Below are 26,419 nucleotides of genomic sequence, written 5' to 3'. Positions count from 1 at the left end.
GTCGTCCTCCTCCGTGTCCTGGACGGGGGAGGACGGCCGCGCGGGGTGGTTATGCGGTGGTCGGGGTGGTCGGTGCGGTCAGGCGTCGCGGACCTGGTCCGGGCGGCTGACCACCGGGGGCTCCACCGACCAGGGGAAGTTGATCCACCGGTCGGTGTGCCGCCACACGTACTCGCACTTGACCAGGGACCGCGGCTTCTCGTAGATGACCGCGCTGCGGACCTCGGCGACGTGCTCGGAGCAGAAGTCGTGGACGAGTTTGAGGGTCCTGCCGCTGTCCGCGACGTCGTCGGCGACCAGGACCCTCTTGCTGCTGAGGTCGACCACGTTGGGCACCGGGGGGAGCATGACGGGCATGTCGAGCGTGGTGCCGACCCCGGTGTAGAACTCCACGTTCATGACGTGCAGGTTCTTCACGTCCAGCGCGTATCCCAGCCCGCCCGCCACGAAGAGGCCACCGCGCGCGATGGAGAGGATCATGTCGGGCTCGAACCCGTCGTCGGCGATCGCGTGGGCCAGGTCGCGGATCGCGGTGCCGAAGAGCCCGTAGTCCAGGTTCTCGCGCTCGTCGCTCACGAGGCCCCCTCTTTCCCGGTGGTGTGGTGTGCGCAGCGGATCGGTACCGCCCCAGGCTAACCACCGCCGCGCCGCCTCGTGTCCGCACGGAGACGCGGCGCTGTGGTGTGGGCCACTTGTCCACGTTGGACGGTGTTCTGGGTCACACGATTGGACGTACGGCCTATTTTTTGCGTGGAATCCTCGACGTTTTCTTGAGTTTTACGTGGTTGTGGCGAACAGATGGCAATAAACAGCACCATGTGTCTGAACACATCTTTCTGACACAGGAGGTTGGCGCCATGGCTGATGACCGGGACCTTCTCCCCTCCGAGCAGCCGGTCCGGCTGCTCGACGAGACCGGAAGCCCGGTGGACGGGGCCGCCCTGCCGTTCCCGGACCGGGAGCGGCTGCTCGCCGCGTACACCTCCCTGGTGATCGGCCGCCGCGTCAACGACCAGGCCAGCGCCCTCGTGAGGCAGGGCCGCCTGGCCGTGTACCCCTCCTCGCACGGGCAGGAGGCCTGCCAGACGGGCGCGGCCCTGGCCCTGGCGGAGGGCGACTGGCTGTTCCCGACCTACCGCGACACCGCGGCCGTGGTCGCGCGCGGGGTGGACCCGGTGGAGGTGCTCAGCCTGCTCAAGGGTGACTGGCACTCGGGCTACGACCCCTACGCGCACCGCGTGGCCCCGCAGGCCACACCGCTGGCCACCCAGCTCCTGCACGCGGTGGGCGTCGCGCACGCCGCCCGCCTGCGCGGTGAGGACACCGTGGTCATGGCGATGTGCGGCGACGGGGCCACCAGCGAGGGCGACTTCCACGAGGCGCTGAACTTCGCGGCGGTGTTCCGGGCCCCGGTGGTGTTCTTCGTGCAGAACAACGAGTACGCCATCTCCGTCCCCCTGGCCCGGCAGACCGCCGCGCCCTCGCTGGCGCACAAGGGCGTCGGCTACGGGGTGAACGCGGAGCGGGTCGACGGCAACGACGCCCCCGCTGTGCTCGCCGTGCTGGACCGGGCCGTGGCCGCCGCGCGGGCGGGCGAGGGCCCCCAGCTGGTGGAGGCGCACACCTACCGCATGCAGGCGCACACCAACGCCGACGACGCCACCCGGTACCGCAGCCAGGAGGAGGTCGACCCCTGGAAGGCCCGCGACCCCCTGCTGCGCATGGAGACCCACCTCACCAGGAAACGCGTCCTCACCAAGGCCCGCAAGGCGCGGATCGCCGAGGAGGCGGAGGCCGTGGCCGCCGCCATGCGCGAGGGCGTCGTCAGGGACACCGACCCCGAACCCGCCGAGCTGTTCGCGCACGTGTTCGCCACCCCCACGCCGCAGCTGGACGAGCAGGCCGCCTTCCTGGCCGACGAACTGAGCAGAGAGGGCAGCTGACATGGCGACCGACCCCACCAAGCTCTCCATGGCCCAGGCCCTCAACCGGGCCCTGCGCGACGCCATGGCCGAGGACCCGGCGGTGTACGTCTTCGGCGAGGACGTCGGCCCCCTCGGCGGCGTCTTCCGCATCACCGACGGCCTCACCGCGGAGTTCGGCGAGGACCGCTGCTTCGACACCCCGCTCGCCGAGTCCGGGATCGTGGGCATGGCCGTCGGCATGGCGATGAACGGCATGCGCCCCGTGGTGGAGATGCAGTTCGACGCGTTCGCCTACCCGGCCTTCGAGCAGATCGTCAGCCACGTGGCCAAGACGCGCAACCGCACCCGCGGGCGGGTCGGGCTGCCCATGGTCATCCGCGTCCCCTACGCCGGAGGGATCGGCGGCGTCGAGCACCACTGCGACTCCTCCGAGGCCTACTACGCCCACACGCCCGGCCTGACCGTGGTCACCCCGTCCACGCCCGCCGACGCCTACTTCCTGCTGCGGGAGGCGATCGCCTCCGACGACCCGGTCGTGTTCATGGAGCCCAAGAAGCTCTACTGGGGCAAGGACGAGGTCGACCTGTCCGCGCCCGAGCCGCCCATCGGCCGCGCCGTGGTGCGCCGCCCCGGCACCGACGCCACCCTCATCGCCTACGGCCCCTCGGCGCCCACCGCGCTGGAGGCGGCCGAGGCCGCCGCCCGGGAGGGCCGCAGCCTCCAGGTGGTGGACGTGCGCTCCCTCGTCCCCTTCGACGACGCCACCGTGTGCGAGGCGGTCCGCTCCACCGGGCGCGCCGTCGTGGTCGCCGAGGCCAGCGGGTACGCCAGCGTCGCCTCGGAGATCGTCGCGCGGGTGACCGAGCGCTGCTTCCACTCCCTGGCCGCGCCGGTGCGCCGCGTCACCGGCTTCGACATCCCCTTCCCTCCGCCGAAGCTGGAGCGCTTCCAGCTCCCCGGCGTGGACCGGATCCTGGACGCCGTCGACGACCTTCAGTGGGAGGACCAGTGAAGACGCAGACCTTCGACCTCCCCGACCTGGGCGAGGGACTCACCGAGGCCGAGGTGGTGCGCTGGCTCGTGGCCGTCGGCGACACCGTGGCCGTGGACCAGCCGATCGTGGAGGTGGAGACCGCCAAGTCGATCGTGGAGGTCCCCTCCCCCTTCGCGGGCACCGTCAGCGAACTGCACGGCGAGGAGGGCCGGGTCATGGAGGTCGGGCGCCCCCTGATCAGCGTGACCGACGGTTCCGGGGCCGAGGCAGGAACCGCGACCGCGTCCGGGCCCGCAGCCGCTCCGGTGTCGGCGGAGGGGGAGCGCTACCGCGAGGAGGAGCGCGCCGGAACGGGTTCGGGCAACGTGCTGATCGGCTACGGAACGCCGGAGGCCGCGGCCTCCGGGCGCCGTCGCCGCCCGCGTCAGCGCCCGCCCGCGGGTCCGGCCCAGCCCGCCGCGCCGGTTCCCGCCGCCGCGCGTCCGCCGCTGGTCACCTCGCCCCTGGTGAGGCAGATGGCCCGCGAGGCGGGGCTGCGGATCTCCGAGGTTCCCGGAAGCGGACCGGGCGGGCTCATCACCCGGCGCGACGTGCGCGAGGCCGTCGAGGCCGCGCGGGCCCCCGCCGCTGACCCCGCCGCCCCCGCCGGACCTGCCGCCGGCTCCGCCGCTCCCGCCGCCGGGCCGGAGCCCGTCGCGACCGGTGGCGTGGACGCCCGCACGGGACTGGCCGAGTCCCGGCGCGTGGCCATGAGCGGGTTCCGCCGCAGCGTGGCGGCGTCGCTGTCCCGCAGCCGCAGCGAGATCCCCGAGGCGACCGTCTGGGTGGACGTGGACGCGACCGAGCTGGTGCGCCTGCGCCGGTCCGACCCCTCCGGGCCCGGTCTGATGTCCTACGTGGCGCGGTTCGTGGTCGCGGGCCTGCGCGCCCACCCCGAGCTCAACGGCAGGGTGGACGCCGAACGCGGTGAGCTGGTCCAGTACGACGGGATCAACCTGGGTCTGGCGGTGCAGACCGACCGGGGCCTGGTCGCCCCGGCCGTGCTGGGCGCGCACCGGCTCACCACGATCGAACTGGACGGCGAGATCCGGCGGCTCACCGCCGCCGCCCGGGAGGGCCGGGCCTCCCGCGCCGAGATGACCGGCGGCACCTTCACCCTCAACAACTACGGGTCGCTGCGTGTGGACGGCAGCGCCGCCATCATCAACCACCCGCAGGTGGCGATCCTGGGCCTGGGCCGGATCATGGACCGCCCGTGGGTGGTGGACGGCGAGCTGACCGTCCGCAGGATCACGCAGCTGTCGTTCGCCTTCGACCACCGCGTGTGCGACGGCGGGGCCGCCGCGGGCTTCATGCGCGTGGTGGCCGACGCCATGGAGAACCCGGCCGCGGCCATCGCCCGCCTGTAGGCCTGGACGGAGCGGGCGCCCCGGGACCCGGTGTCCCGGGGCGCCCTTTTGCGTGCCGGTCCGGCCGCCGCCGGAGCGGTCGTTCCCGCGCTTGCCGGACCGCCCCGTGTCGACTCGTCGCCATGGAGACTCATTCCCATGGCGACTCGTCCACACGTCGTCCCTAGCGGGAGCGGGCGTCGCCGCCTTACCTCCCCGCGATCCGCTCCATCAGGCCCGCCACCAGGGCGACCTGGCGCGGCGTCCCGCCGACCAGGACGTGCTCGTCGCGCGAGTGCGGCCCGGCGCCCACCGCGCCCAGCCCGTCGAGCACCGGGCGGCCCAGCGCGGACACGAAGTTGGCGTCGCTGGCACCGCCCACCGAGACCTCCTCCAGGGAGGCACCCAGTTCCCCGGCCACCTCGCGCAGCAGGCCGAACGCCTCCTCCGAGGGCGGGTTGGGGTTCATCGGCGGACGGTTCCACCCGCCCGTGACCTCGACCGCCACGCGCGGGTCGGCGGCGGCGAGCGCGGCCAGCCCGGCGTCCACGCGGGCCATCTCGGCGGGGTCCTGCACCCGCACGTCCACCCCGCAGCGGGCGTGTCCGGCGACGACGTTGTACCCGGTCCCCCCGGAGACCCGGCCCACGTTCACCGTGGTGCCCAGCTCCGGCGCGGACAGGGCGGCGAGCGCGGGCAGGACCTGGGCCAGGGCGTGCACGGCGCTCGCCCCGGCGGCGGGGTCCAGGCCCGCGTGGGACTCCACGCCGCGCACGTCCACGTCGAAGATCCCCATGCCCTTGCGCCGGGTCTTGGGCATGCCCTCCCTGCTGGGTTCGAGGACCAGGGTCAGGTCCACGCCCTCGCTGGCCCGCTCGATGTGCGGGCGCGACGCGGGACTGCCGATCTCCTCGTCCCCGGTGAGCAGCATCCGCACGGCGGGCCGGGGCAGGTCCAGCTCGCGCAGGAGCCGCAGCGCCCAGGCGCTCTGCACGATCCCGGCCTTCATGTCGAAGCAGCCGGGGCCGCTGAACCGGTCGCCGTCGACCGTGACCGGCCACCCGGCCAGGGTTCCGGCGGGCCAGACGGTGTCGTAGTGGCTGACGAAGAGCACGGTCCCCGACCCGGTTCCGGGATAGGACACCTCCAGCACGTCGCCGAAGGAACCGCCGTCGTAGCGGACCCGGCTCTCGGGAGCTCCCAGCCGCCGGACCAGCCACTCCTCGATGCCGTCCAGCCCGGCGGACAGCAGGTCCCGGTCGCCGCTGGGGGTCTCCAGTTCCACGAGGGCGCGCAGGTCGTCGATCATGCCGGGCAGGGCGCGCTCGGCCGCGTCCGCCAGCCTCGCGGTCACCGTCTGGCTCATGTGTCACTCTCTTCGTTGCGGTGGGCAGGAGATCCCGCTCGCGGCGGGAGGGGCGCGGTCAGCGCACCGGCACACCCGGTCCCAGCGGGACGCCGAGCGCCCACCAGCCCAGGAACAGCAGGGTCCATCCGATCAGGACGGTGAGGCACAGCGGCAGCGTGAGGGAGATCAGCGTGCCGATGCCCGCGTCCCGGCGGTAGCGCTGGAGGAAGCCCAGCGCCATGACGAAGTACGGGCTCATCGGGCTGATGACGTTGGTGCTGGAGTCGGCGATGCGGTAGACGGCCTGGGTCGTCTCGGGCGGCACGTCCAGGAGCATGAACATGGGCACGAAGACCGGCGCGATCAGGGTCCACTGCGCGGAACCGCTGGTGATGAGCAGGTTCAGCGCGGCGGCGAACACGATCATGCCGAGGAAGAGCAGTACGGGGTGGACCCCGGCCGAGTCCAGCAGCGCGGCGCCGCGGATCGCCACGATCTCGCCGATCCCGGTCCAGCGGAAGTAGGCGAGGAACTGCGAGGCGGCGAAGAACAGCACGACCACCGGCGCCAGGTCGCGCACCCCCGCGGTCATCGCCTCGGGGACGTCCCGCGCGGAGGCCACGGTGCCCGTGGCGCGTCCGTACACGATTCCGGCGAGCAGGAACAGGACGCCCAGCACGTAGGCGACACCGGTGATGATCGGCGAGGCGAGGACCGTCCCGTCCTCCCCGCGCAGGGGCGAGGCCGGGGGCACGAGCGCCGCCGCGAGGACCGCCACGGCCGCCAGCACGGTCAGCCCGGCGTTGCGCAGCCCCCGGCGCTCGGCGTCGGAGAGGGCCATGGAGCCCAGCTCCCGCGCCTCCCGGTCCCCCTCTCCGTCGCCGTCCTCGGTCAGGCCCTCGGAGCGCCTGCTCAGCACGAACTCGGTGACGAGGGTGATCAGGGCGGCGAGCACGACGGCGGAGACGACGCTGAAGAAGTAGTTGTCCAGCGCCGTGACCGTGTAGCCGGGGTCGATGATCGCGGCGGCCTCGGTGCTCAGGGCGGACAGGAGCGCGTCGGTGGGCGTGATGAGCAGGGACGCGTTGTACCCGGCGGAGACGGAGGCGAAGGCCACGACCAGGCCGAGGACGGGACTGCGGCCCGCGGCCTTGAAGAGCAGGGCGCCCAGCGGGATGAGCACGACGTAGGCGGCGTCGGAGGCGACGCTGCCGGTGACGCCGGTCAGCGCGACGGCGAAGGTCAGCCACCGGGCCGGGACCCTGGTGACGCTGCCGCGCAGCATCGCGTTGAGCAGGCCGCTGCGCTCGGCGACCGACACCCCGAGCATGACGACGATGATGATGGCCAGCGGCGGGAAGGTCGCGAAGTTGTCGATCGCGTCGCCGACGATGGTCTGCACGCCCTCGGGGGAGAGCAGGCTGCGGACCGCGATGCGCTCGCCGTCCACCGGCGAGACGGCGGAGACGTCCAGCGCGTTGAGCAGGGCGCTGAGCGCGATGACGATCCCGGCCATGATCGTGAACAGCCAGAACGGGTGGGGCAGCTTGTTGCCCACCCGTTCGACCACCTGGAGGGAGCCCAGGAGCAGCCGCATGGGCAGCCTGGGGCGTGTGGAATCGGTCGTGGTCACCCGTGCTCCCCTGACGTCCGGGCGGGCTGGCGCCCCCCGTGCTGCGTTGACCAGTACATTGCATGTGCGGTGGATGGATATGTCAACCACCAGCGATAAAGTGGTGGAATCATTCAGCAGAGACGGCGTGTGTGGTGACTATGGTCTTGTCGGAAGCGGACGCGGCGCTGGACGAACTCGACATGGACCTGGTCGCCGCCCTCCAGCTGGCGCCCCGGGCGCCGGTCAGCGCCCTGGCCGAGGCCGTGGGGAGTTCGGCGAGCACCGTGGGGCGGCGCCTCCAGCGCCTCCAGACCGATCGCTCCGTGCGCGTGGTCGGCCAGGTGGACTGGCCGCTGCTCTCCGACGCCCATCCGCACCACGTGTGGATCACCACCGCCCCCGGCTGCTCCCGGCGGGTGGCCCGCCGCCTGGCGGAACGGCCCGAGACGCAGTTCACGGCCGTGACCAGCGGCGGGTCCGACGTCTACTGCGTCGTGCACCCCTTCCGCCGCGACCGTGCGGCGGACCTGCTCGCCGACGGGATCCCCTCGGTGGAGGGCGTGGCGGCCACGCGGTCCGACCTGGTCCTGCGGGCGGTGAGCCGGGCCGACTCCTGGCGGCTGGACCGGCTCGGCCCCGAGCGGACCCGGGCGCTGGACCCCTACACCGACACCTGGGAGAACGGGGCGGCGGAGGGACCCCGCAGCCCGCTGAGCGCGCAGGAGGCGCTCGTGGTGCGGATGCTGCACCGCGACGCGCGCGCCGGTTCGGGGGAGGTCGCCCGCGCGCTCGGGGTCAGCCAGTCCACGGCCTACCGCCTCGTCCAGTCCGTGCTGGAGCGCCGCATGGTGCGCCCCCGGGTGGAGGTGGAGCCCGCGCTGCTGGGCATGGGCGTGGAGGCGGTGCTGGCCCTGGAGGTCAGCCCCCGCGAGATCGGCGGCGTCGCCGACGCGCTGGGGGCGCACCCCTCCGCGCGTTACGTCTCGGTGGTGGCCGGGACCTCGTCCGTGATCCACCACGCGGTGTTCCGCGACGAGGCCGAACTCGCCGACTTCCTCTCCGCGGACCTGGGGCGCCTCTCGGGCATCACGGGCCTGCGGGTCTCGGTGGTGCTGGACGTGCTGCGCCGCTACTGGACGGCGCGGGAGGGCGTGCGGCTCGGGCCGCCCGGTCCGTCGGCGCTGCTGGACGGGGAGCCGCCCGCCGGGGAGTGAGAGCGGCCGTGCGGGGCAGCGCCCTCCCCGACCAGCCCGTGGGACGTCCCCGGGGAGTGGGCGGCCCTCCCGGGGAGCCGCGCGGGTCGCAGGTGCGCCGCCCCGCTTCCCGTGCCACTGGGCATCTCCCCCCGCCGCGCGACCGCGACCCCGCGTGCGATGGCGCCGGGCCGCCCGGGGGCCGAGGCCGAAGGCGTCCCCCGCACGCGACGGCGCCCCCGGTCACGCCACCGCCGGGGGCACCGCCTGTCGGCGGGTCGACATGTCCGCTCGCCGCCGTGCCTGCTTGACGACATGGCTGCTTGACGACGTGTCTACTTACCGACATGCCTGTTCGGCGAGGTTCCTGCCCACGGGCGCGTCCGTTCGCCCGTGCGGCGACGTACCTACCCCTCCCCGCCCTTGGCGACCAGCGTGAGCACGTCGTAGGTGGCCACGGCCTCGCCGTCCTGGTCGGTGACCAGGGCGTCCCAGCGCACCTCGCCGTAGTCGGCGTTCGTGCGCGGGGTGATCTGCTTGGCGGTCAGCGTCACCCGGATCGTGGCGTCCTCCTTCACCGGGGTGAGGAAGCGCAGGTTGTCCACGCCGAAGTTGGCGAGCACCGGGCCCGGCGCCGGGTCCACGAACAGGCCCGCCGCCAGCGACACCACCAGGTACCCGTGCGCCACGATCCCGCCGAACAGCGGATTGGCGGCGGCGGCCTCCTCGTCGGTGTGCGCGTAGAACGTGTCACCGGTGAACTCGGCGAAGTGGTCGATGTCGGCCCGGGTGACGGTGCGCTCCGCCGACCGGATCGTGTCACCGATCCGCAGCTGCGAGAGGTCCTTGCGGAACGGGTGCACGTCGCCCACGGTCCGCTCGGAGCCGGTGGTCCAGTGACCGGTGATCGCGGTGACCATGTCCGGCGGAGCCTGCACGGCGGTGCGCTGCATGTGGTGCTTGACCCCGCGCACACCGCCCATCTCCTCGCCGCCGCCCGCGCGGCCGGGCCCGCCGTGCACCAGCACGGGCAGCGGGGAGCCGTGGCCGGTGGACTCCTTGGCGTCGTCGCGGTTGAGCACCAGGATGCGCCCGTGCCAGGGCGCCAGGCCCAGGACGACCTCGCGCGCCACGTCCGGGTCGCGGGTGACGAGCGAGCCCACCAGGCTGCCGCTCCCCCGGGCGGCGAGCTCGACGGCCTCGGCGACGCCGTCGTAGGCGATCACGGTGCTGACGGGGCCGAAGGCCTCCACCTCGTGCGGCTCCCGGGCGCCGGGCTCGGCTCGCAGCAGGACCGGGGACATGAACGCGCCCGACTCGTCGTCGGCCCCGTTGACCTCCACGCTCTCCGGGTCGCCGTAGACGACCTCGCTGGTGGCGCGCAGGGCCTTGACCGCCTTGCGGACCTCCTCGCGCTGGTCGAGCGAGACCAGGGCGCCCATCCTCGTGTCCGGGTCGTCGGCCGCGCCGACCACCACCTTGGCCAGGCGGTCGGTCAGGGCCCTGGTGACGGCCTCCGCCATCGCCCCGGGCACGATGACGCGGCGGATGGCGGTGCACTTCTGCCCGGCCTTGACCGTCATCTCGGTGACGACCTGCTTGACGTACAGGTCGAACTCGGGGTCCTCCTCGGTCACGTCCGGGCCGAGGATGGAGCAGTTGAGGGAGTCGGCCTCCACGTTGAGCTGCACGCCGCCGCTGACCACGTTGGGGTGGTTGCGCAGGATGGCGCCGGTGGCGGCGGACCCCGTGAAGCCCACGATGTCCTGCGGGCCCAGGGCGTCGAGCAGGCCCCGGTGGCTGCCGACGAGGAGCTGGAGGGAGCCCTCGGGCAGCAGGCCCGACTCGACCATGCGCCGCACGACCGCGACGGTGAGGTAGGCGGTCTGCCCGGCGGGCTTGACGATGCTGGGCATCCCCGCGAGGAAGGCGGGGGCGAGCTTCTCCAGCATGCCCCACACCGGGAAGTTGAAGGCGTTGATCTGCACGGCCACGCCCGGGCGGGACGTGTACACGTGCTGGCCCACGAACGTGCCCTGCCTGCCGAGCGGCTCCAGGGGACCGTCCAGGATGACGGTGGAGTTGGGCAGCTCGCGGCGGCCCTTGCTGGAGAAGCTGAAGAGCGTGCCGAAACCGCCGTCCACGTCCACGGCGGTGTCCCGCCTGGTCGCTCCGGTCCGGTGGGAGAGGGCGTAGAACTCCTCCTTGTACTCCGTCAGGTACTTGGCGACCTCCTTGAGGATGTTCGCGCGCTGGTGGAAGGTGAGCGCGCGCAGCGCGGGGCCGCCGACGGTCCGCGCGTGGTCGACCATCCCCGCGACGTCGGGGCCGTTGGACGAGATCCGGGCGACGGTCTCCCCGGTGTTCGCGTCGGCCAGGGGCGCGCCCTCGTCCGCGGGGGTGAACCATGATCCCCGCGCGTAGCTCTGGAGTGTTTCGGGCACCGGACGGTCCTCTCCTCGGGCTGTGCTCTCTGGCGAACAGTATTACAGACCGATCGGTCAGTAAATAGCCCCGGGAAAGCAACGTCGCTTCCCACCTGCTCTTTTCCTACTTGTCCACAGACCCGGTCCACAGGTTCGGGCGGGTCCGGCGTGTCCCCTGGCGCGTCCACGCGAGAACCGCGGCGCCCGCGCGCGGAAACCGGGGCCGACGCTGTAACACGGAGGCCCCACCGGACAGAAGAGGGGTGAGACCGCACGGAAGGAAGCCGATGAGCAGTGAGGACCCGGACACGGAGGAACCCGCGAAGAGCGAGTTCACCCGGTTCTTCGAGCGGTACCACGGCGACGTGTACCGCTACGCCGTGCGCCGCCTGGACGCGGACCGCGCGGACGACGTCGCGGCCGAGACCTTCGGCGTCGCCTGGCGCAGGTACGACCGCCTGCCCAAGGACCAGCCCCTGCCCTGGCTCTACGGGGTGGCGCGCAACGTCATCCGGGCCCGGCGGCGCGGCGAACGGCGCCGCGGCGAGGTGCTCAGCGCCGAGGCCGACGCCGGTGTCCCCGCCGCTTCCGACACCGTCCGCCAGGTGGAGGAGCGCGACACCGCGCTGCGCGCCCTGGAGCGGCTCAGCGCCACCGACCGCGAACTGGTGATGCTCCTGGCCTGGGAGGGCCTGGAGCTGACCGAGGCGGCCCGGGTCCTGGGCTGCACCACGGCCACCGCGCGCGTGCGCCTGCACCGGGCCCGCCGCCGGATCGAGCGCTTCCTGGACTCCTCTCCCCCGGCGGACCGGAGCGCGTCCCCAGCACGTCCGGCGACGCCGGGCGCCCCGCACGTCCGAGTTCCCGTGGAGGAGAAGTGAACCGTAACCCCGCCAGCCGTGGCTCGCGCGGCGACACCGACGCCGTGCGGAGGATGCTCGCCGCACACGACCCCGCGGCCTCCGCCCGCCCCGACCCCGTGGCCCGCGACCTCACCCGGATCGAGGCGATCGCCTCGGGCGAACGCAGCCGGGCCCGCGGCCTGACCCCTCGGCGCCTCGCCCCGCGCCTGGCGCTGGGCACCGCCGCCGCGCTCACCGCCGTGGCCGTGCTCGGGTCCCTGGGCTGGAACGCCGTCCAGCCCGCGTACGCCGGTCCGCCCCCCTCCCCGCTGGAGGTCCCCCTGGCCACCGACCTGCCCGCGGGCCGTGAGCACCTCCTCGCCCTGGCCGAGGCCGCGGAGGAGCAGCCCCCGCCGCCCGCCGGCGGTGACGTCGCCTACGTGCGCACCGCGGAGTGGACGTTCACCTACTCCCAGGACGCCGACACCGGCGAGGCGGGCTGGGGGATCGTCCCGACGAACGAACAGGTCTGGCGCACCCCGCACGAGTCCGGGCGCAGCGTCTCCACCCCGAGCCTCCCCGAGCACCAGGGCGGCGACCCGGGCCCGGTCCGGTGGCTCTTCGAGCGCGGGCCCGAGGAGTTCGAGTGGGGCGGCGGCGAGGGCGGGAACGGCATGTTCTTCACCTGGGAGCCCGACAGCCTGTCCGCCGACCCGGACCGGCTCGCGGAGCAGCTTCTGGAGGTCGGCGGCCAGGACTCCGGAGCCACGCCGGACCCCTCCCCCGGGGTGGGGCTCGTCTACGCCCTCCAGCTGCTGTACGAGGAGGCCCCCGTCGGCCCCGACGTGCAGGCCGCCGCGCTGCGCGCGCTCGCAGGGCAGGAGGACGTGCTGTACGCGGGCACGGCCCGGGACAGGGAGGGGCGCGAGGGCGAGCTGTTCCTGGTCGAGGAGGACGCGGGAGACGGTTACGTCCTGGAGCGCAGGATCATGTTCGACGCCGACACGGGAACGCCGCTCTACCACGAGACGGTCGCCGTGGAGTCGCCCGGGGAGGAGGGTCTGCCGAGGGTGAACAACTACACCGTGCTGGTGGAGTCCGCCTGGGTGGCTGAGGTCGGGGACACCCCCTGACCTCCGGAGCGCCCTGACACCGGGGCCGGTACCGGACACACACCGCCCGGTGGCGGCCCGGAACCAGCCGCGAACCGGGGCGGAGCGCGCCGAAACCACACGTCGATTTGTCGACATTCGCGCTGGCATGGAGACGAATCCGCAGGTGGACGTGTCGACACGCGGCCGGGCACCCGCCCGGCCGCGTGGCCGCTCCCCCTACCTGGTCAGCGCCAGAACCTCGGCGCCGGGCATGTCCGCGAGCAGCTTGCCGGGTACCAGCAGCTTGGAGCGGCGCACCCCGCTGCCCACCACGACCTCGGCCTCGGCGGCGACCGCCTCGTCCACCAGGACCGGCCACCCCTGCGGCAGGCCGAGCGGCGTGATGCCGCCGTACTCCATCCCGGTCAGCCCGGTGGCCTCGTCCATCGGCGCGAACGAGATCTTGCGTGCGCCGAGGCGGCGGCGGACGACCCCGTTGACGTCGGCGCGCTGGGTGGCCAGCACCATGCACGCCGCGTAGGACACCTCGCCGCCGCGCCTGGCCGCGACCACCACGCAGTTCGCACTGGTCGCCAGGGGCATCCCGTACCGTTCGCAGAACTGAGCCGTGTCCGCGAGCTCCGGGTCGATCGGCGCCACCCGCGCGTCCTCACGGCCGCGAACCGCGGCCAGGACCGGGTCGGCCAGCAGCTCCGGGTGCTCGTCCGCACGTACCCAGTTCAGTCCACCGGACATGGCACACCTCGATGTCGTCGTGAAGGTCGTTCGGAGGAGGCCCTCCGGCAGGAGGAGGTCCTCCGACAAGGGGACACCGCCAGGCTAGGGCGTGTTCGGCGCATGGTGCCCGTCGCGCGGCAGGGTGCGTGCCCGACGAGCCTGTCCCCACGGTCGTCTCAGTGGCGCCCGGCGATCCGCAGCGCCAGTTCGGCCAGGTCCCCGGCCCGGTAGCCGGGCCACCCGTGCACCGCCTCCAGGTACTCCCCCGGAATCGCGCTCGCGCCCCACCGGGCGCCGAGCAGCGCCCCGGCGATCGCGGCCACGGTGTCGGTGTCGTTGCCCGCGCGCACGGCGGCCATCAGCGCGGGGGCGAACCCGCCCGGCTCGCGCACCACGGCCGACCACGCCGCCTGGAGGGCGGTGACCACGAACCCGTTGTTGCCGAAGGCGTGCGGCGGACGCTCCTCGGCCTCGTCCAGCCGCGCCGCCCACGCTCCGCGCCGCTCGGGCGGCAGCAGCTCCAGACCCGCGCGCACGCCCGCCAGGTCGCCGTGCGCGACCGCGTGCCGAATCCCCTCGCACCACAGCACGCAGGCCTCGGAGGCCAGCGGGTCGCCGTGGGTGAGGCGGCTGTAGCGGTCGGCGGCCGCGGCCAGGCCCCTCGGGTCGTCGGGATAGGCCAGGGCCAGTGGCCCCGTGCGCATGAGCGACCCGTTGCCCGCGCTCGACACCCCCTCGGCGAAGCGGTCCGCCGCCGCCCGCTCCATCACCTCGGCCACCTCCGGCCGCCGGTACGCGTGCCCGGCGCGGCCCATCACCCACGCCGTCTGGTTGCCGATGTCGGTGGCGCCCTCGTTCCTCCAGCGCAGGAAGGCGTCCGCGGTGTGCCGCAGCGCCTCCGCCGACAGGGGGTCGCCGTGCTCGCGCAGGACCTCGGCGATGCACACGGCCATCTGGGTGTCGTCGGAGTACTCGCCCGGGGCGTAGGGGCCCAGCCCGCCGCCGACCATCTCGGGGATCCGGTCCCGTGCGAGCGGCGGCCCGAACTCGTAGGGCACGCCCAGGGCGTCGCCGCACGCGGCGCCGAGCAGGACGCCCGCCACGCGGTCCTCGCGGGTTCCGGGGGAGGGGAGGTTCACAAGGGGCCTCACAACGTTTCGGTACCAGGGGGGATGCGAGTCGACTCTACTGTCCGGCGTGTGTCCGCATCCGGAACGGGAGCGTGGGGTGCGGGGACATAGAATCCGTCCCATGGAGACCCCCACTCCCGACCCCCTCTTCGGTATCACGCTGCACGAGCGCTACATCCTCGGGAAGCGACTGCGCAGCGGTGCCTCGGGAACCGTCCACGTCGCGCACGACCTCGGCGGCGACCAGACCGTCACGGTCACCGTCCTGCACCCCTGGCTGGTGGGCGACCACGGCGCGGTGCACGCGTTCGTGGACCGAGCCCAGACCCTGGAGGGCCTGTCCCACCCGGGGATCGCCCGGGTCCTCGGGCACGGCCGCGACGGCGAGCACGTGTACGCGGTCGGCGAGTACCTGCCGGGGCAGACCCTCGCGGAGGCACTGGGCGAGGGCGGTGGCGGGCTGCGCTACCCGGTGCAGGCGGCACTGGCCATCGTGGCCGGAACGCTCACCGCGCTCGACGCCGCCCACGGCGCGGGCGTCGTGCACGGCGCACTCGATCCCCACACGGTCGTGGTGGACGGTGAGGGAGGGGTGCGGGTCACCGGCTTCCCCCTGCTCTTCGACGCCGAGGAGGACGCCGGTCCCGAGACCCGTACCGACGTGCACGCCGTCGGGCGGCTCCTGTACACGCTGATGACCGGCGTGCCCGCGGACCCGGAGGCCCACCCGCTGCGGCCCTCGGCCGTCATCCCCGGCCTGCCGCCCGACCTGGACATGCTGGTCGCCAACGCCACCGACCCCAACCCGCGCTACCGCCCCCGCGACGCGGGCCAGTACCTCACCGTGGTCGAACAGGTGCTGCGGTCGCTCCCCGGGGCGCCGGGGGACCCCGCCGACGTCGACACCCGGCCCATCCCCGTGATCACCGACGCCCCGCCGGAGCGCCGGGAGGAGCGCGCCGCGCCGGTCCCGCTGTGGCGGCGCGCCCCCGTCCTGGCCACCGCGGGCGTGCTGGTCCTGGTCCTGTTCGCGGCAGGGTGGGCGCTGGTCCCGGACGGCCGGGTCGCGCTGCCCGACCTCGTGGGCGCCTCCAGCGAGCAGGCCGAGGAGCGGCTGGCCGGGCTCGGCATGGACCTGGCCGTGCGCTTCGAGGAGGCCTACAGCGACACCGTCGACGCCGGGGCGGTCGCCGACAGCACGCCCGCGCCCGGCAGCGACGTGGCGCGGGGCGCCGAGGTCCTGCTGCACGTCTCCACCGGGCCGCGGTACGCCGAGGTCCCCGACGTGGTCGGCGGTACCGAGAACGAGGCGCGCGAGACCCTGCGCCAGACCGGGTTCACCGGCATCGAGATCGTCCAGGAGCACTCCCCCGACCAGCCCCCCGGCACCGTTCTGTCCACTGAGCCCGCGGCGGGCGAGGAGGGCGACCGTGAGGAGCCGGTCGTGCTCAGCGTGAGCGAGGGCGTCATCGTCCCCACGCTGATCGGTATGGGCCAGGAGGAGGCCGCGACCGCCCTGGCCGGACTCGGCCTGGTCGTGCAGGTCACCGAGGAGCACCACGACACCGCGCCCGCCGGCGAGGTCAGCGGGCAGGACCCCGAACCCGGCACGATCCTGCCGGAGGAGGGCGCCGTCGCCCTCACCGTCTCGCTCGGCCCGGAGCCGGAGGAGGAAGAGGAGGAATCCGAGGAGGAGGCCTCCCCCTCCGAGGAGGACGACGACGCCCGTGGTGACCAGGGTGACGGGAACGGCCGCGGCGACCAGGACGGCTGGGGCGGTCGGGACGAGGACGACGACGGCGGACGCGGGGACGGAGGCGGCTCCTGCGACGCCCCGCGGTGGGACGAGGGCACCGTGTACGACACCGGTGACCGGGTCCAGCACCAGGGCCGTGAGTACGAGGCGCGCTGGTGGATCCAGGGCTACCCGCCGAGCAGTGACCAGTGGGGCGTGTGGGAGGACAAGGGCTCCTGTTGAGGCGTACTGAGGCGTACCGTCGCGCGGTGTCGGGGTGTTCCCGGGTGGTGCGGGGGGCGGGACGTTCCCGGGTTCCCGGTTCCGGCGGTCGCCACCGGGGCCGGGTGGCGTGAGGGCGCGGCGCCGGGGCGTCCGGCTCGACGTGTGCCGGGCACGGTGCCCAGGGGTCAGGCCGACGCGCCCGCGGTGAAGTCCCCCGCGCGCTCGCGCGCCCACGCGCGGAAGGTCAGCGCGGGTCGGCCGGTGACCGCCTCGACGTCCCCTGAGACCGGCTCGGGAGCGTCGACGAGGGAGGCCCAGTAGGCGAGCCCGGCGACGGCGAAGTCGGCGCCCATGGTCTCGGTGAGCTCGGCGCGTGCCTCCTCCTCGGGCTGTTCCTCCCAGCGCACCGGCAGCCCCGTCTCCTCCCCGATGATCCGCACCTGCTCTGCCTGGGTCAGTGACTCGGGCCCGGTCACCGTGTAGGCCCTGCCCGCGTGCCCCCCGTCCAGCAGGGCCCGCACGGCGACCGCCGCGATGTCGCGTTCGTGGACCAGCGAGCGCGACGCCCGGCCGTGGGGAGCGCGGACCGTGCCGGTGCGGACCTGTTCGGCCCAGCCGAGGGTGTTCGTGGCCATGCCCGTGACGCGCAGGAAGGTCCACTCCCGCCCGGAGGCGCGCACGGCGCCCTCCACCCGCCCCCACACGCTGTCGGCGTCCTCCCCGGCCGCGACCGCCGAGAAGTGGACGACCCGGCGCACGTGTCCGGTCAGGGCCGCCACCGTCTCCCCGATCCCCTCCGTGCCGTACCCCGGCCAGAGCAGGTACGCCCCCGTGGCGCCCTCGGCGGCGGCGGACACGGCTCTGGGGTCGGTGATGTCGCCCCCGACGACCTCGACCCCCTCGGGCATCCGTGCCCTCCCCGGGTCCCGCACGAGCGCCCGCACGGAGGCCCCCTCCGCGAGCAGTCCCGCCACCACGTGGCGGCCGGTGTTGCCCGTGGCCCCGGTGACCAGGATCGTCTCGGCCATGGTTCTTCTCCCGTTCGCGACGACGGCCCGGACCCCGGTCCGGGCGGGCGCCGGTGCGGCGCCCGGAGACCACTCTTCTTCCTCAACAAATATTGAGGTCAAGGGGGAGGGGGGAGGGATGTGGCGCGCGGGCGCCTGGGCGGCGCGTGCGGGCTTCCGGTGCACCGCTTCGGGGCCGAACGCATGCGTCCCCCACGTGTGGAACGGGTCACTGGGAGCACACGCCCGGAGGCTGCCGGGGAGAACGGCGGCTAGGCTCCGCTCCCACCGCGCGCCAGGCGCCCGAAGTGGCTCACCGCGGCGCCCAGCGCGAAGTGCGCGGCCTGGTGCTCGGTCATCGGGACCACCCCGGCCGGGACGGTCACCCGGAAGGGGAACTCCTCGTCCGGCCGGATGCGGAAGTCGTCAATCACTCCCTGGGACAGGAGCATGGTCAGGGCCTCGCGGACCTGCCCACTGCGGTTGTCTGACGCCCAGATCGACATGTCCCCAACCCTAGCCCGGCGGGGGGCGCCTCTCGGGTGGAACGGCGAACGCGCTCCGGGCCGACAACGGATACGGGCGGGCCGCGACCGCGACCCGCCCGTGCTCCGGGGGACGGACACGACCCCCGTGGTGCCCGTCCCCGCCGTCCTCCGCTGCCGTCCGTCGTCCCCCGACGGCGGACGCGGCGGACGGAGTCCGTTCAGCCGCCCTCGGGCAGCCGGGCCTCCCCCGCGAGAACGTTCGCGGTCAGGCGGCGCAACGCCAGCCTGGTGGCCTCGAACTCCTCCTCAGGGAGGTCGATGACCCTCCCGATCGCCTCCGGAATGCCCTCGGCGCGCGCCCTGAGCCGCCCGCCCTCCTCGGTGAGGACGACGAGGACGGAGCGCTCGTCCCGCGGATCGCGTCCCCGGACCAGCAGTCCCCGGGCCTCCAGCCGCTTGAGCAGCGGTGTGAGGGTCCCGTAGTCCAGTTGGAGCACGGAACCGAAGTCCTTCACCCAGCACTCGCCGCGCTCCCAGAGCAGCATCATCACCAGGTACTGGGGATAGGTCAGCCCCAACGGCTCCAGCAGGGGCCGGTACAGGTTGGTGACCGCACGCGACGCCGCGTAGAGGGCGAAGCACATCTGCTCGTCGACTGCGGGAAGAGGGAAGCCGCCCGCGGGGGCGGGGGATCGGTCGGCCATCGTCACCATCGTAGTTTCCCCGCGCCCGATTTCCAAAGTCCGCAATTACCTTGCGCACAAAGAAAAGTGGTACGGGGTCCCCAGCGTGTGACGTGTGGGGTCTTCGCAGGTCGGAGGAGGCGTCGTTTCCGCGTACCGGAACTCCCCGTCACCCCGCCGACCTACCGGTGCGGCTCCTGGCCGGGCAGCAGGCGCTTGACCACCTTGCCCGTGGCGTTGCGCGGCAGTTCGTCCACGACCACCACGTCGCGCGGCACCGAGAACCGCCCGAGTACCTGCCGCACGTGCGTCCGCACCCGGTTCGGGTCCACGCCCCGGCCCTCGTGCGGCACCACGTACGCCGCGAACCGCTGCCCGAACTCCTCGTCGGACACGCCCGTCACCACGACCTCTGCCGAAACTTCTTACGCCGGCCGTGTTTTTCCCGGGTCCTCTCGTGGGCGAAGTCCAAGTCCTCGATAGCGATGGCCCGCACACCTTGTGCGGTGGCCCAGCGCAGCAGCCGGGACAGGGCATGGCGGACCTGCGCGTCCCGGTGGGAGGCGTTGCCGGACAGGACGAACTCAAAGCGGTGTGGGTTCCCGATCGGGTTGCCGTGGGTGTCGAGCCGCCAGGCGGCCAGGTGGTCGGCGTTGGCGTCCACCCCGACCACCCCGCGGGCCAGCGCCGCTTGCATAGGCAGGGTAGGCACCGCCTGTGGGGTCCAGGACGCGCTCACGTACCACCGGCCCTGACCAGGACCCCGTTCCGCGTCCAGGTGGAGGCGGTAGGCCACCGCCCCGTAGGCCTCGACCCGGTCGGCCCACTCGGTGCCCCGGTGGGCGAAGGCCACCCGGACCGAGAGCACATACCTGCCACGGGCAGCGTTGGCCAGATCCGCCAACGCAGCGGGCAACCGGATACTGACCTGCCCGCCAGGGGTGATGCGGATCGTCTCGTTGCCGTAGCGCTTGCCGGACTCACCATCAGCCTGGAGGGAGAAGCGTGCGGCCTCCCACCGGGCCCGCCACGCGGTTTCGGTCAGCTGCGCCCGGTCCAGGTGGTGGCGGGTGTTCAGCAACCGTTTGCCGCCACGCACCACATGGACCCGCCCCGCCTCCCAGTCAGCCGCCGCCACCGCATGGCGATGCTCCAGGGCGGCCAGGCGTCGGGACTTGGCGTGCCACTCCCTCCGACAGGCGTACCCACCCGGAGTGCCCTTGGTGCCCTTGGTTCCCAGGGGCTGGGAGAGCCGGTGGCGCAGGGTGTCGATTCCGGTCTGGAGGCGGTGCAGGTGGGCGGCCTGGCTGCGGCGGGCCAGCGCCCACTGCTCGTTGGAGGACCTGGTCAGCGCCCCCGCCCACCGTGACGAGGACTCAGGGGTCAGTCCCCGTTTACGGGCCGCCCAGGACACCCGTCCGGTGCGCACGGGACCGGACCGGGGAGAAGGGCACGAGACCCGACCCGCCCGGTTCACATGTCGATGACCATCTGCTCACCGGTCGGCTCCGCACTCCCCGTCTCCTCCTCCAACGACACGCGCAGCTCGTCCGGGTGTCCCATGTCGTCGGCCATTCCCGCGTGCCTGCCCTCCTCCGACGGCTCCAGCGTCCCCGCGGGGCGCACACCGCCCTCGTCCGCCCACCACATCCGGTAGGTCATCCCGGGCGGCGCCGACGCCAGCCCCTCCACCACCAGCACCGCCGCGTCCCTCTCGTAGGAGGCGAAGACCGTGGCCCGCGCCTCCCCGAGCGGAGCCTCCAGCATGTTCGTGTCGGAGGCCGCGAGCAGCGCCTCCAACTCCGCCGCGTGCCGGGTCTGGGAGTCCAACCGCTGGCTCACGGACACCAGGGACCCCGCCAGCACCACCGCGACCAGAGCGCACGCCGTCACCAGGGCCCACGGAAGCCATCGGGACCGACCACGAAGCGACACGACCCGGGCGCCTGCCGATCGCTCCGCCGCGGGCGGCAGCTGCCGGGTCCGCAGGGCGTCCGCGCGGATCGCCTCCCACACCCCCGGACGCGGCTCCTGGGCCTCGGCACCGGCCAGGCGCACCGCGGTCTCCCGGAAGTCCGCCAGGTCGCGGCGGCAGTCCTCGCACTCCGCCAGGTGCCGCTCGGCGGCCTCGGCCTCCTCGCGCTCCAGGGCGTCGACCGCGTACCCGGCCGTCAGCCCGTGCACGTCCGCCTCGTTCACACGCCCACCCCCAGGCAGTCACGCAGCCGGATCAGGCCGTCGCGCAGCCTTCCCTTCACCGTGGTCAACGGAACCTCCAACAGGTCGGCGGCCTGCCGCTGCGTGTATCCCGTGTAGTACGTGAGTCGGACCGCCTCGCGCTGGGCCCCGGTGAGGCCGCGTAGGCACCTGCGCACCCTCTCCCGCTCCAGCCGGTGCTCGACCTGTTCGGGCACCGCGTCCGGGGACGTCGCCCCGGCCTCCAGGCGACCGGCCGCGGCGAGCCGGGACGACGCCGCCTGCTCCGAGCGCACCCGGTCCACGGCCCGCCGGTGCGCGATGGTCAGGACCCACGCGGCCACGCTCCCCCGCGACCGGTCGTAGCGGGAGCAGGTCCGCCAGACCTCCAGGAACACTTCCTGGCAGATCTCCTCCGCCTGGGCATCGTCCAGCACCACCCGCCGGGCGATGCCGAACACGCGTCCCGACAGCTCCCGGTAGACCCCCTCGAAGGCCGTGAGATCACCTGTCGCGGTCTGCTGGACGAGCCGCGCCAGCGGATCGCCCTCCGCACCGCCGGGGAGGTCGGACTCCCCCCGGTCCCACTCGGCCGTGCGCTCCATCGGCCACCACCTCTTCTCCGCCCTCCACCCGTATTCGGCACCGGAGGAGGTCCGGTGACTCCAGCCTGACGGACGTTATGCACCTGTTACGCGCCTTCCCGTCGCCTCCCCCGGACCGGCACCGAACCGGGGGCATGCCCGACACCACCCGCAGCACCCGCCGGGGCCCGGCGGCCCTCGCCGGACTCGTGGCCGCAGCGTCCGCGCTGGCCGTGGCCGAGGTCGTCGCGGCGGCCCTGTCCCTCCCTGCCAGCACGCCCCTGCTGGCCGTCGGGGACGCGGTCGTCGACTTGGCCCCGCCGCCCGTGAAGCAGTTCGCCGTGGACACGTTCGGAACCGCGGACAAACCCGCCCTCCTCCTGGGGACCGCCGTGCTCCTGGCCGCGGCGGCCGCCCTCCTCGGAGCGGCTTGCGGACGGCGCAGGGCCGTAGGTCCGGTCGGCGTCGCCGCCTTCACGGCCGTGGGCCTGGCCGCCGTGCTCACCCGCCCCGCGAACGGCCCACTCGACGCGTTGCCCACCCTGGCGGGCGGCGCCGTCTGCGTCGTCGTCCTGCTCTGGCTGGTCGACGCCGCCACCCCGAAGGGAAACGCCGCGAACCCGGCCGCCGGGTCAGCGGAGGGCACCGGATTCGACCGGCGCCGGTTCGCCCTGCTCGCCGGAGCCGCGGCGGCCGCCTCCGCGGGAGCGGGGGTCGGCGCCCGCCTCCTGACCGCGTCCTCCCCCGCCGCCCGGCTCACCCCAGCTGACGTGGTGCTCCCGCGCCCCGCTGACCGGGCCGCCCCGATTCCCGACGGCACCGACCTGGAGTTGGACGGACTCTCGCCCTTCTTCACGCCCAACGCCGACTTCTACCGGATCGACACGGCGCTGTCGGTACCGCGCCTCGACGCCGCCGCGTGGTCCCTGCGCGTTCACGGCCTCGGGGTCGAACGGGAACGGGTATTCACCTACACCGACCTGCTCGACCACCCCGGGCTCAGGGAACGCGACATCACCCTCGCCTGTGTGTCCAACCCGGTCGGCGGACCCTACGTCGGCAACGCGCGTTGGATCGGCGTGCCGCTGGCCGCCCTCCTCGCCGAGCTCGGCGTCCGCTCCCCCGCGGACGGCGGCCCGGCCGACCAACTGGTGGCGCGCTCACAGGACGGAATGACCATCGGCACGCCCGTCGCCGACGTCATGGACGGCAGGGAGGCCCTGCTCGCCGTCGGCATGAACGGGCGCCCGCTCCCCTACGAGCACGGGTTCCCCGTCCGCATGGTCGTCCCCGGCCTGTACGGATACGTGTCCGCCTGCAAGTGGATCACCGACATCGAGCTGACCACCTTCGACGCCTTCGACGCCTACTGGGTGCCGCGCGGCTGGTCCGAGCGCGGTCCGGTCAAGACCCAGTCCCGCGTCGACACGCCCCGGGACGGAGCCGGTCTGAGGCCCGGTCGCGTCGTGGTCGCCGGGGTGGCGTGGGCCCAGCACACCGGCATCGACAGGGTCGAGGTGCGTGTCGGCGACGGCCCGTGGACCCCCGCCCGGCTCGCGGAGGAGGACAGCGCCGACACGTGGCGGCAGTGGGTCCTGGCCTGGGACGCCGAACCCGGCGAGCACCGGATCTCGGTCCGCGCCACCGACCGCGACGGCGCCACCCAGACCCACGTCGGGGCGCCGGTCGCTCCCGACGGGGCGACCGGCCACCACACCGTCACCGTGACCGTGGCCTGAACCCGGCCGCCACAGCAGACCCCCGGGCCGGTACCGGCCCGGTCCACCCATCACGAAGGAGAAGGACGGCATGCGCACGATCACCAGGGGACGGCTCAACCGGCTTCTCGCGTCCGGGGCGCTGAGCCTCGTCGCGGCGTTCGGCCTCGCGGCCTGCAACGACGGTGCCGCCGAGGAGGGCGACACCGTGGAGAGTCAGGAGATGTCCGAGGAGCCGATGGAGGAGGGGATGTCCGAGGAGCCGATGGAGGAGGGGATGTCCGAGGAGTCCATGGACGAGGACATGGAGATGGAGGACGACGGGATGTAGGGCGCCTCGGCGGGGCCGCCGCGCACACCGCGCGGCGGCCCCGGGCAGCTGCCACGTTCGGTGGGAGCTAACCGGTCACGGTGACGGGTGAGGACGGGTCGTCGGTGTTGGTCACCTCGTAGACCGCGTTGAAGGGAGCCTCCGTCGCGCTGGTCGGGCAGCCGAACCCGCCCGTCACCTCGACCGGGGCCGCGGTGTCGAAGGCCAGGGTCGAGGCGGGGGAACCGTTGGTCCACGTGCCGCCGATGGCGGCGGGCGCGTCAGGGCTGACCGTCGCGGTGCACGAGGACAGACCGCTCGTGGTCACCACGATGCCCCCGGCGGGGATCACCATGGTGCCGACGGTCGGCGACCCGTGCTGCATGGTCATCTCCCACACGGGATCGGCCACGGTGACCGTCGCGTACACGAAGGGGACGTTGGTCGAGCAGTCCGTGAAGCTCGGCGCGTTGATGGTCGAGGAGACCGCGCCGCCGGGGTTGTGGTTGCCCGGAGCCGCGGGAACCAGGTTGTTCCCGTTGCCGGGAGAGGTGGACGACGCGTCGCAGGTCACCACGACGCTGCCGGCGGTGAAGGTGGCGCTGCCGCTCAGGCTGGCCTCGAAGGCCGCCCCGGCGGGCGTCACCGTGGTCGGACCCTGCTGGGCGGAGGCGCTGCCGCCCCAGGCCAGGGCCAGGACACCCGCCGCGGCCGTCGCCAGGAGGGCGCGGGCGGGGGATATCGGTCGCGGAACCGACATGGGTACTCCTTGTGTGTGACGGCCGTGCGGCACACGGATGCGCCGCACGGCGGGATCGGGGGGTGTACGCGCCGAATCGGTAGACGTGGTTTTCCTGTGGCCTCCGGGGACACACGGGCTCGTGATGCCCTCCCGTGTGTCCCCGGTGGTACGGGTGGCTGGTTCAGCCCTCGGCCCGGGGGTCCGAAGGGGCCTCGACGCCCCCTCCCCCCTCCGCCCGGTGCCTCCGCCGGCGTCCCCTCCTCCGGGGCGGCCGGGCGACCGGCCGCCAGGAGAAGGCCAGCCCGCCACCGGCCAGCGCCAGCAGGGTGCCGACCACCAGGCCGCCCAGGTTGGACAGGATGAGCGCGCCCAGACCGAGGAACCCGGCCAGCGAACCGGTGATGACGTGCTGGTTCGGGGTGAACCAGGTGACCAGGCCCAGGACGGCGAGCATGCCGCCGAACATCAGCGAGGAGACCCCGCCGACACCGGTCTGGATCATCAGCTCCACCGGCATCGCGACGAGCGACGCCATGACGGCACCGGAGAGGATCATCAGGAGCCCTCCCGCGAAGGGGCGGCGCTTGCGCCATCCACGCCAGCGCGCGCCCAGGCTCCGCGACGGCCTCAGAAGCACTCGTCGTCCCCCATGCTGATGCCCATGCTCAGGCCGGAGAGGCGGAAGGTCCCGGCGCTGGCGGCCCTGGCCGTCTGCTCCAGGTCCTCGATCACGATCGTGTCGGACTGCATGCCGAACAGGTCGTTGAACCCCCGCGCCCCCTCCGGACCCTGGTCGAGGGTGCCCGCGTCGCGGCCGATCTCGATGTTCTCGAAGGAGGCGTTGCCGTCCATCTGCGACATGTCGATCACCAGGTTCTCCGCGATGACCGGAGTGCCCTGGTCACCGGCGGTCAGCCGGAGCGAGATCTGCCCGACGATGGGGAACTCGGTGAGGACCGACTGGCACAGCCCCTGGATCTCGGCCTCCCGGATCCCGGCGACGGCCACCGGCACGGCCTCCTCGCGGACCGTCTGGTCCAGCCAGCCGTACTGGACGAAGCCCTCGCCGTTCAGCTCCTGCGCGGCGATCTTGAACTCCTGGCCGGAGACGGTGAACGAGGCGGCGAGAGCGCCCTGGGCCATGGCGATCAGGATGCCGCCCACGGCCGCGCCCGCGGGAAGCGAGAAGAGCGCGAAGCGCTTCCAGCTGGTGTGGCTCTCGGGGGTGTCGGGGGATGTGGTGTCCATGCATGTCCTTCCGTGGGTGCATGGCCGCGCTGCGCCTGCCGTCCCCCCGAACCTTCGGCACGCGGCCTGGTCGCGGTCGTCCCCGCCTGTCGGGGCGCCGGACCAGAGTCCGTTCCGGTAACGCTGCACATCATGTATTGCATCCGAAGGGATTTCAAGGGTGTTCTCCGAACTTTCCCACCTTTTCCGAGTTTCGCACCAAACATGAGTGCAGCACCACCGATGGGGGTGCTGAGCTGCCCAAACGTGCGAATGTGCTTGTCGGAGGGGTGCCTGTGAATTTGGCGGAGAAGGCTCTTTGTCATTCCGGTGAGCGCTCTCCCGCACCGCTCTTCTCAGCCAGGTGAGTCGTCGGCGCCCACCCGCTGCCCGTACGCGGGCACGCGCCCGAGGCGGCGTGTGAGCGGCGACACGTGCGCTGCGGTTTGCTCGGTGTTCACGAGGGGGGTAGTGTTCTCCGAGTCGCCACGGGACGGCGAGCGGCCCTCGGGTCGGCTCGGCACCGGACCGGGTCCGGCGACATCCTTCCTCCTCCCAATCGGGTCGGTTCGAGCACTGCTCCGAATCAGCTAGGCTTCGGGAGGCGCTTCCAAGGAAACACGGAAGCGAAACGGGAAACGGGCTTTACCCCGATCAGAAACACCACGAACCGCCGATTTGGCGGGGTGCGGAACACCTGATAAAGTAAAGACACAACAAAGCGGAAACGCAGACGCCTTCGGCGGAAAAGCAACACCCTCACCGGGTGGGCTCGTAAGCGAAGAGCGGTTGTTTCTTGAGAACTCAACAG

24 protein-coding genes and 1 pseudogene are annotated in these 26,419 nt (G+C 73.3%); 9 read left to right on the top strand and 16 right to left on the bottom strand.

Annotated elements, in window-relative coordinates; translation table 11 throughout:
* Positions 1-78: 78 nt before the first annotated feature.
* Entirely contained in the window at positions 79-576 is a 498-nt protein-coding gene (locus HGB44_RS05260) for a phosphoribosyltransferase (RefSeq protein WP_061082551.1), read from the bottom strand.
* 281 nt (positions 577-857) lie between these two features.
* On the opposite strand from HGB44_RS05260, the gene pdhA reads away from it, so the two are divergent.
* From pdhA to HGB44_RS05245, 3 genes are read left to right on the top strand one after another with little or no spacing between them, the layout of a single operon-like run.
* Complete coding sequence (gene pdhA / locus HGB44_RS05255; protein WP_061082550.1) at positions 858-1,943, top strand: pyruvate dehydrogenase (acetyl-transferring) E1 component subunit alpha; 1,086 nt, start codon at positions 858-860, stop codon at positions 1,941-1,943.
* A gap of 1 nt (position 1,944) precedes the next feature.
* Entirely contained in the window at positions 1,945-2,937 is a 993-nt protein-coding gene (locus HGB44_RS05250; protein ID WP_061082549.1) for an alpha-ketoacid dehydrogenase subunit beta, read from the top strand.
* Positions 2,934-4,328, top strand: a complete 1,395-nt coding sequence (locus HGB44_RS05245; RefSeq protein WP_061082548.1) for a dihydrolipoamide acetyltransferase family protein — start codon at positions 2,934-2,936, stop codon at positions 4,326-4,328. The genes HGB44_RS05250 and HGB44_RS05245 overlap by 4 nt, the downstream gene beginning before the upstream one ends.
* 187 nt (positions 4,329-4,515) lie before the next feature.
* Here the strand turns inward: HGB44_RS05245 and HGB44_RS05240 are convergent, their stop codons facing one another.
* Positions 4,516-5,673 (bottom strand): M20 family metallopeptidase, encoded by a 1,158-nt coding sequence (locus HGB44_RS05240; protein WP_061082547.1) that lies wholly within the window; start codon positions 5,671-5,673, stop codon positions 4,516-4,518.
* 58 nt (positions 5,674-5,731) lie between these two features.
* Positions 5,732-7,252: an AbgT family transporter gene (locus HGB44_RS05235; RefSeq protein WP_061082567.1), complete on the bottom strand. Its 1,521-nt coding sequence runs from the start codon at positions 7,250-7,252 to the stop codon at positions 5,732-5,734.
* Positions 7,253-7,428: 176 nt separating this feature from the next.
* Here HGB44_RS05235 and HGB44_RS05230 point away from each other — a divergent pair, with 176 nt between their 5' ends.
* Positions 7,429-8,484, top strand: a complete 1,056-nt coding sequence (locus tag HGB44_RS05230) for an Lrp/AsnC family transcriptional regulator (RefSeq protein ID WP_168443973.1) — start codon at positions 7,429-7,431, stop codon at positions 8,482-8,484.
* A 386-nt stretch (positions 8,485-8,870) separates the two neighbouring features.
* Here the strand turns inward: HGB44_RS05230 and paaZ are convergent, their stop codons facing one another.
* Positions 8,871-10,907: a phenylacetic acid degradation bifunctional protein PaaZ gene (gene paaZ / locus HGB44_RS05225; protein WP_061083417.1), complete on the bottom strand. Its 2,037-nt coding sequence runs from the start codon at positions 10,905-10,907 to the stop codon at positions 8,871-8,873.
* Between the two features lie 269 nt (positions 10,908-11,176).
* Here paaZ and HGB44_RS05220 point away from each other — a divergent pair, with 269 nt between their 5' ends.
* Together HGB44_RS05220 and HGB44_RS05215 are read left to right on the top strand one after the other, a co-directional pair.
* Complete coding sequence (locus HGB44_RS05220) at positions 11,177-11,770, top strand: RNA polymerase sigma factor (protein WP_061083418.1); 594 nt, start codon at positions 11,177-11,179, stop codon at positions 11,768-11,770.
* Positions 11,767-12,864, top strand: a complete 1,098-nt coding sequence (locus HGB44_RS05215; RefSeq protein ID WP_061083419.1) for a CU044_5270 family protein — start codon at positions 11,767-11,769, stop codon at positions 12,862-12,864. The genes HGB44_RS05220 and HGB44_RS05215 overlap by 4 nt, the downstream gene beginning before the upstream one ends.
* Before the next feature lie 198 nt (positions 12,865-13,062).
* Here the strand turns inward: HGB44_RS05215 and HGB44_RS05210 are convergent, their stop codons facing one another.
* Positions 13,063-13,581, bottom strand: a complete 519-nt coding sequence (locus HGB44_RS05210) for a YbaK/EbsC family protein (RefSeq protein ID WP_061083420.1) — start codon at positions 13,579-13,581, stop codon at positions 13,063-13,065.
* A 158-nt stretch (positions 13,582-13,739) separates the two neighbouring features.
* The gene (locus HGB44_RS05205; protein ID WP_061083421.1) at positions 13,740-14,702 is read right to left on the bottom strand and encodes an ADP-ribosylglycohydrolase family protein; all 963 of its coding nucleotides are present in this window, start codon (positions 14,700-14,702) and stop codon (positions 13,740-13,742) included.
* 112 nt (positions 14,703-14,814) lie between these two features.
* On the opposite strand from HGB44_RS05205, the gene HGB44_RS05200 reads away from it, so the two are divergent.
* Positions 14,815-16,671 carry a PASTA domain-containing protein gene (locus HGB44_RS05200; RefSeq protein WP_061083422.1) on the top strand — a complete coding sequence of 619 codons (1,857 nt, stop codon included), beginning with the start codon at positions 14,815-14,817 and terminating at the stop codon, positions 16,669-16,671.
* Positions 16,672-16,838: 167 nt separating this feature from the next.
* Here the strand turns inward: HGB44_RS05200 and HGB44_RS05195 are convergent, their stop codons facing one another.
* The 7 genes and pseudogenes from HGB44_RS05195 to sigK form a co-directional block, all read right to left on the bottom strand.
* Positions 16,839-17,681 (bottom strand): SDR family oxidoreductase, encoded by an 843-nt coding sequence (locus HGB44_RS05195; RefSeq protein WP_061083423.1) that lies wholly within the window; start codon positions 17,679-17,681, stop codon positions 16,839-16,841.
* A gap of 251 nt (positions 17,682-17,932) precedes the next feature.
* A complete protein-coding gene (locus HGB44_RS05190; RefSeq protein WP_061083424.1) occupies positions 17,933-18,166 on the bottom strand; it encodes a hypothetical protein in 234 nt (77 codons plus the stop codon).
* Between the two features lie 200 nt (positions 18,167-18,366).
* Positions 18,367-18,861, bottom strand: coding sequence for a MarR family winged helix-turn-helix transcriptional regulator (locus HGB44_RS05185; RefSeq protein WP_082768636.1), 495 nt, complete (start codon positions 18,859-18,861; stop codon positions 18,367-18,369).
* 152 nt (positions 18,862-19,013) lie between these two features.
* Positions 19,014-19,244 (bottom strand): annotated as a pseudogene (locus HGB44_RS05180) (AMP-binding enzyme); the annotation flags it as partial.
* The gene (locus HGB44_RS05175; RefSeq protein ID WP_231972657.1) at positions 19,232-20,260 is read right to left on the bottom strand and encodes a hypothetical protein; all 1,029 of its coding nucleotides are present in this window, start codon (positions 20,258-20,260) and stop codon (positions 19,232-19,234) included. The gene HGB44_RS05175 and the pseudogene HGB44_RS05180, both read right to left, overlap by 13 nt.
* A gap of 44 nt (positions 20,261-20,304) precedes the next feature.
* Positions 20,305-21,030 carry an anti-sigma factor gene (locus tag HGB44_RS05170; RefSeq protein WP_061083426.1) on the bottom strand — a complete coding sequence of 242 codons (726 nt, stop codon included), beginning with the start codon at positions 21,028-21,030 and terminating at the stop codon, positions 20,305-20,307.
* Positions 21,027-21,632: an ECF RNA polymerase sigma factor SigK gene (gene sigK / locus HGB44_RS05165; RefSeq protein ID WP_082768637.1), complete on the bottom strand. Its 606-nt coding sequence runs from the start codon at positions 21,630-21,632 to the stop codon at positions 21,027-21,029. The genes HGB44_RS05170 and sigK overlap by 4 nt, the downstream gene beginning before the upstream one ends.
* A 134-nt stretch (positions 21,633-21,766) precedes the next feature.
* Here sigK and HGB44_RS05160 point away from each other — a divergent pair, with 134 nt between their 5' ends.
* Positions 21,767-23,350 (top strand): molybdopterin-dependent oxidoreductase, encoded by a 1,584-nt coding sequence (locus HGB44_RS05160; RefSeq protein WP_061083427.1) that lies wholly within the window; start codon positions 21,767-21,769, stop codon positions 23,348-23,350.
* Between the two features lie 70 nt (positions 23,351-23,420).
* Positions 23,421-23,660, top strand: a complete 240-nt coding sequence (locus HGB44_RS05155; protein ID WP_061083428.1) for a hypothetical protein — start codon at positions 23,421-23,423, stop codon at positions 23,658-23,660.
* Between the two features lie 67 nt (positions 23,661-23,727).
* Here HGB44_RS05155 and HGB44_RS05150 read toward each other — a convergent pair whose 3' ends face one another.
* From HGB44_RS05150 to HGB44_RS05140, 3 genes are all read right to left on the bottom strand, one after another.
* Positions 23,728-24,399: a hypothetical protein gene (locus HGB44_RS05150; RefSeq protein WP_061083429.1), complete on the bottom strand. Its 672-nt coding sequence runs from the start codon at positions 24,397-24,399 to the stop codon at positions 23,728-23,730.
* A gap of 163 nt (positions 24,400-24,562) precedes the next feature.
* A complete protein-coding gene (locus HGB44_RS05145) occupies positions 24,563-24,994 on the bottom strand; it encodes a DUF6114 domain-containing protein (protein ID WP_267909058.1) in 432 nt (143 codons plus the stop codon).
* Positions 24,995-25,008: 14 nt separating this feature from the next.
* On the bottom strand, positions 25,009-25,629 hold the full coding sequence (locus HGB44_RS05140; RefSeq protein ID WP_061083431.1) for a DUF6230 family protein: 621 nt from the start codon (positions 25,627-25,629) through the stop codon (positions 25,009-25,011).
* Between the last annotated feature and the right edge of the window lie 790 nt (positions 25,630-26,419).

It is taken from the genome of Nocardiopsis alborubida, from assembly GCF_012396365.1.
In the GTDB taxonomy this organism is placed as follows: domain Bacteria; phylum Actinomycetota; class Actinomycetes; order Streptosporangiales; family Streptosporangiaceae; genus Nocardiopsis; species Nocardiopsis alborubida.
The sequence above is the reverse complement of the archived record's forward strand: the minus strand, read 5'-3'. Positions and strand labels throughout refer to the sequence as shown.

Coding starts and splice junctions, on each gene's coding strand:
- HGB44_RS05230 (WP_168443973.1), top strand. CDS start 7,429: ATGGTCTTGTCGGAAGCGGACGCGGCGCTGGACGAACTCGACATGGAC.
- HGB44_RS05155 (WP_061083428.1), top strand. CDS start 23,421: ATGCGCACGATCACCAGGGGACGGCTCAACCGGCTTCTCGCGTCCGGG.
- HGB44_RS05235 (WP_061082567.1), bottom strand. CDS start 7,252: ATGCGGCTGCTCCTGGGCTCCCTCCAGGTGGTCGAACGGGTGGGCAAC.
- HGB44_RS05140 (WP_061083431.1), bottom strand. CDS start 25,629: ATGGACACCACATCCCCCGACACCCCCGAGAGCCACACCAGCTGGAAG.
- HGB44_RS05240 (WP_061082547.1), bottom strand. CDS start 5,673: ATGAGCCAGACGGTGACCGCGAGGCTGGCGGACGCGGCCGAGCGCGCC.
- sigK (WP_082768637.1), bottom strand. CDS start 21,632: ATGGAGCGCACGGCCGAGTGGGACCGGGGGGAGTCCGACCTCCCCGGC.
- HGB44_RS05195 (WP_061083423.1), bottom strand. CDS start 17,681: ATGGCCGAGACGATCCTGGTCACCGGGGCCACGGGCAACACCGGCCGC.
- HGB44_RS05150 (WP_061083429.1), bottom strand. CDS start 24,399: ATGTCGGTTCCGCGACCGATATCCCCCGCCCGCGCCCTCCTGGCGACG.
- HGB44_RS05210 (WP_061083420.1), bottom strand. CDS start 13,581: ATGTCCGGTGGACTGAACTGGGTACGTGCGGACGAGCACCCGGAGCTG.
- HGB44_RS05185 (WP_082768636.1), bottom strand. CDS start 18,861: ATGGTGACGATGGCCGACCGATCCCCCGCCCCCGCGGGCGGCTTCCCT.
- HGB44_RS05220 (WP_061083418.1), top strand. CDS start 11,177: ATGAGCAGTGAGGACCCGGACACGGAGGAACCCGCGAAGAGCGAGTTC.
- HGB44_RS05190 (WP_061083424.1), bottom strand. CDS start 18,166: ATGTCGATCTGGGCGTCAGACAACCGCAGTGGGCAGGTCCGCGAGGCC.
- pdhA (WP_061082550.1), top strand. CDS start 858: ATGGCTGATGACCGGGACCTTCTCCCCTCCGAGCAGCCGGTCCGGCTG.
- HGB44_RS05250 (WP_061082549.1), top strand. CDS start 1,945: ATGGCGACCGACCCCACCAAGCTCTCCATGGCCCAGGCCCTCAACCGG.
- HGB44_RS05200 (WP_061083422.1), top strand. CDS start 14,815: ATGGAGACCCCCACTCCCGACCCCCTCTTCGGTATCACGCTGCACGAG.
- HGB44_RS05160 (WP_061083427.1), top strand. CDS start 21,767: ATGCCCGACACCACCCGCAGCACCCGCCGGGGCCCGGCGGCCCTCGCC.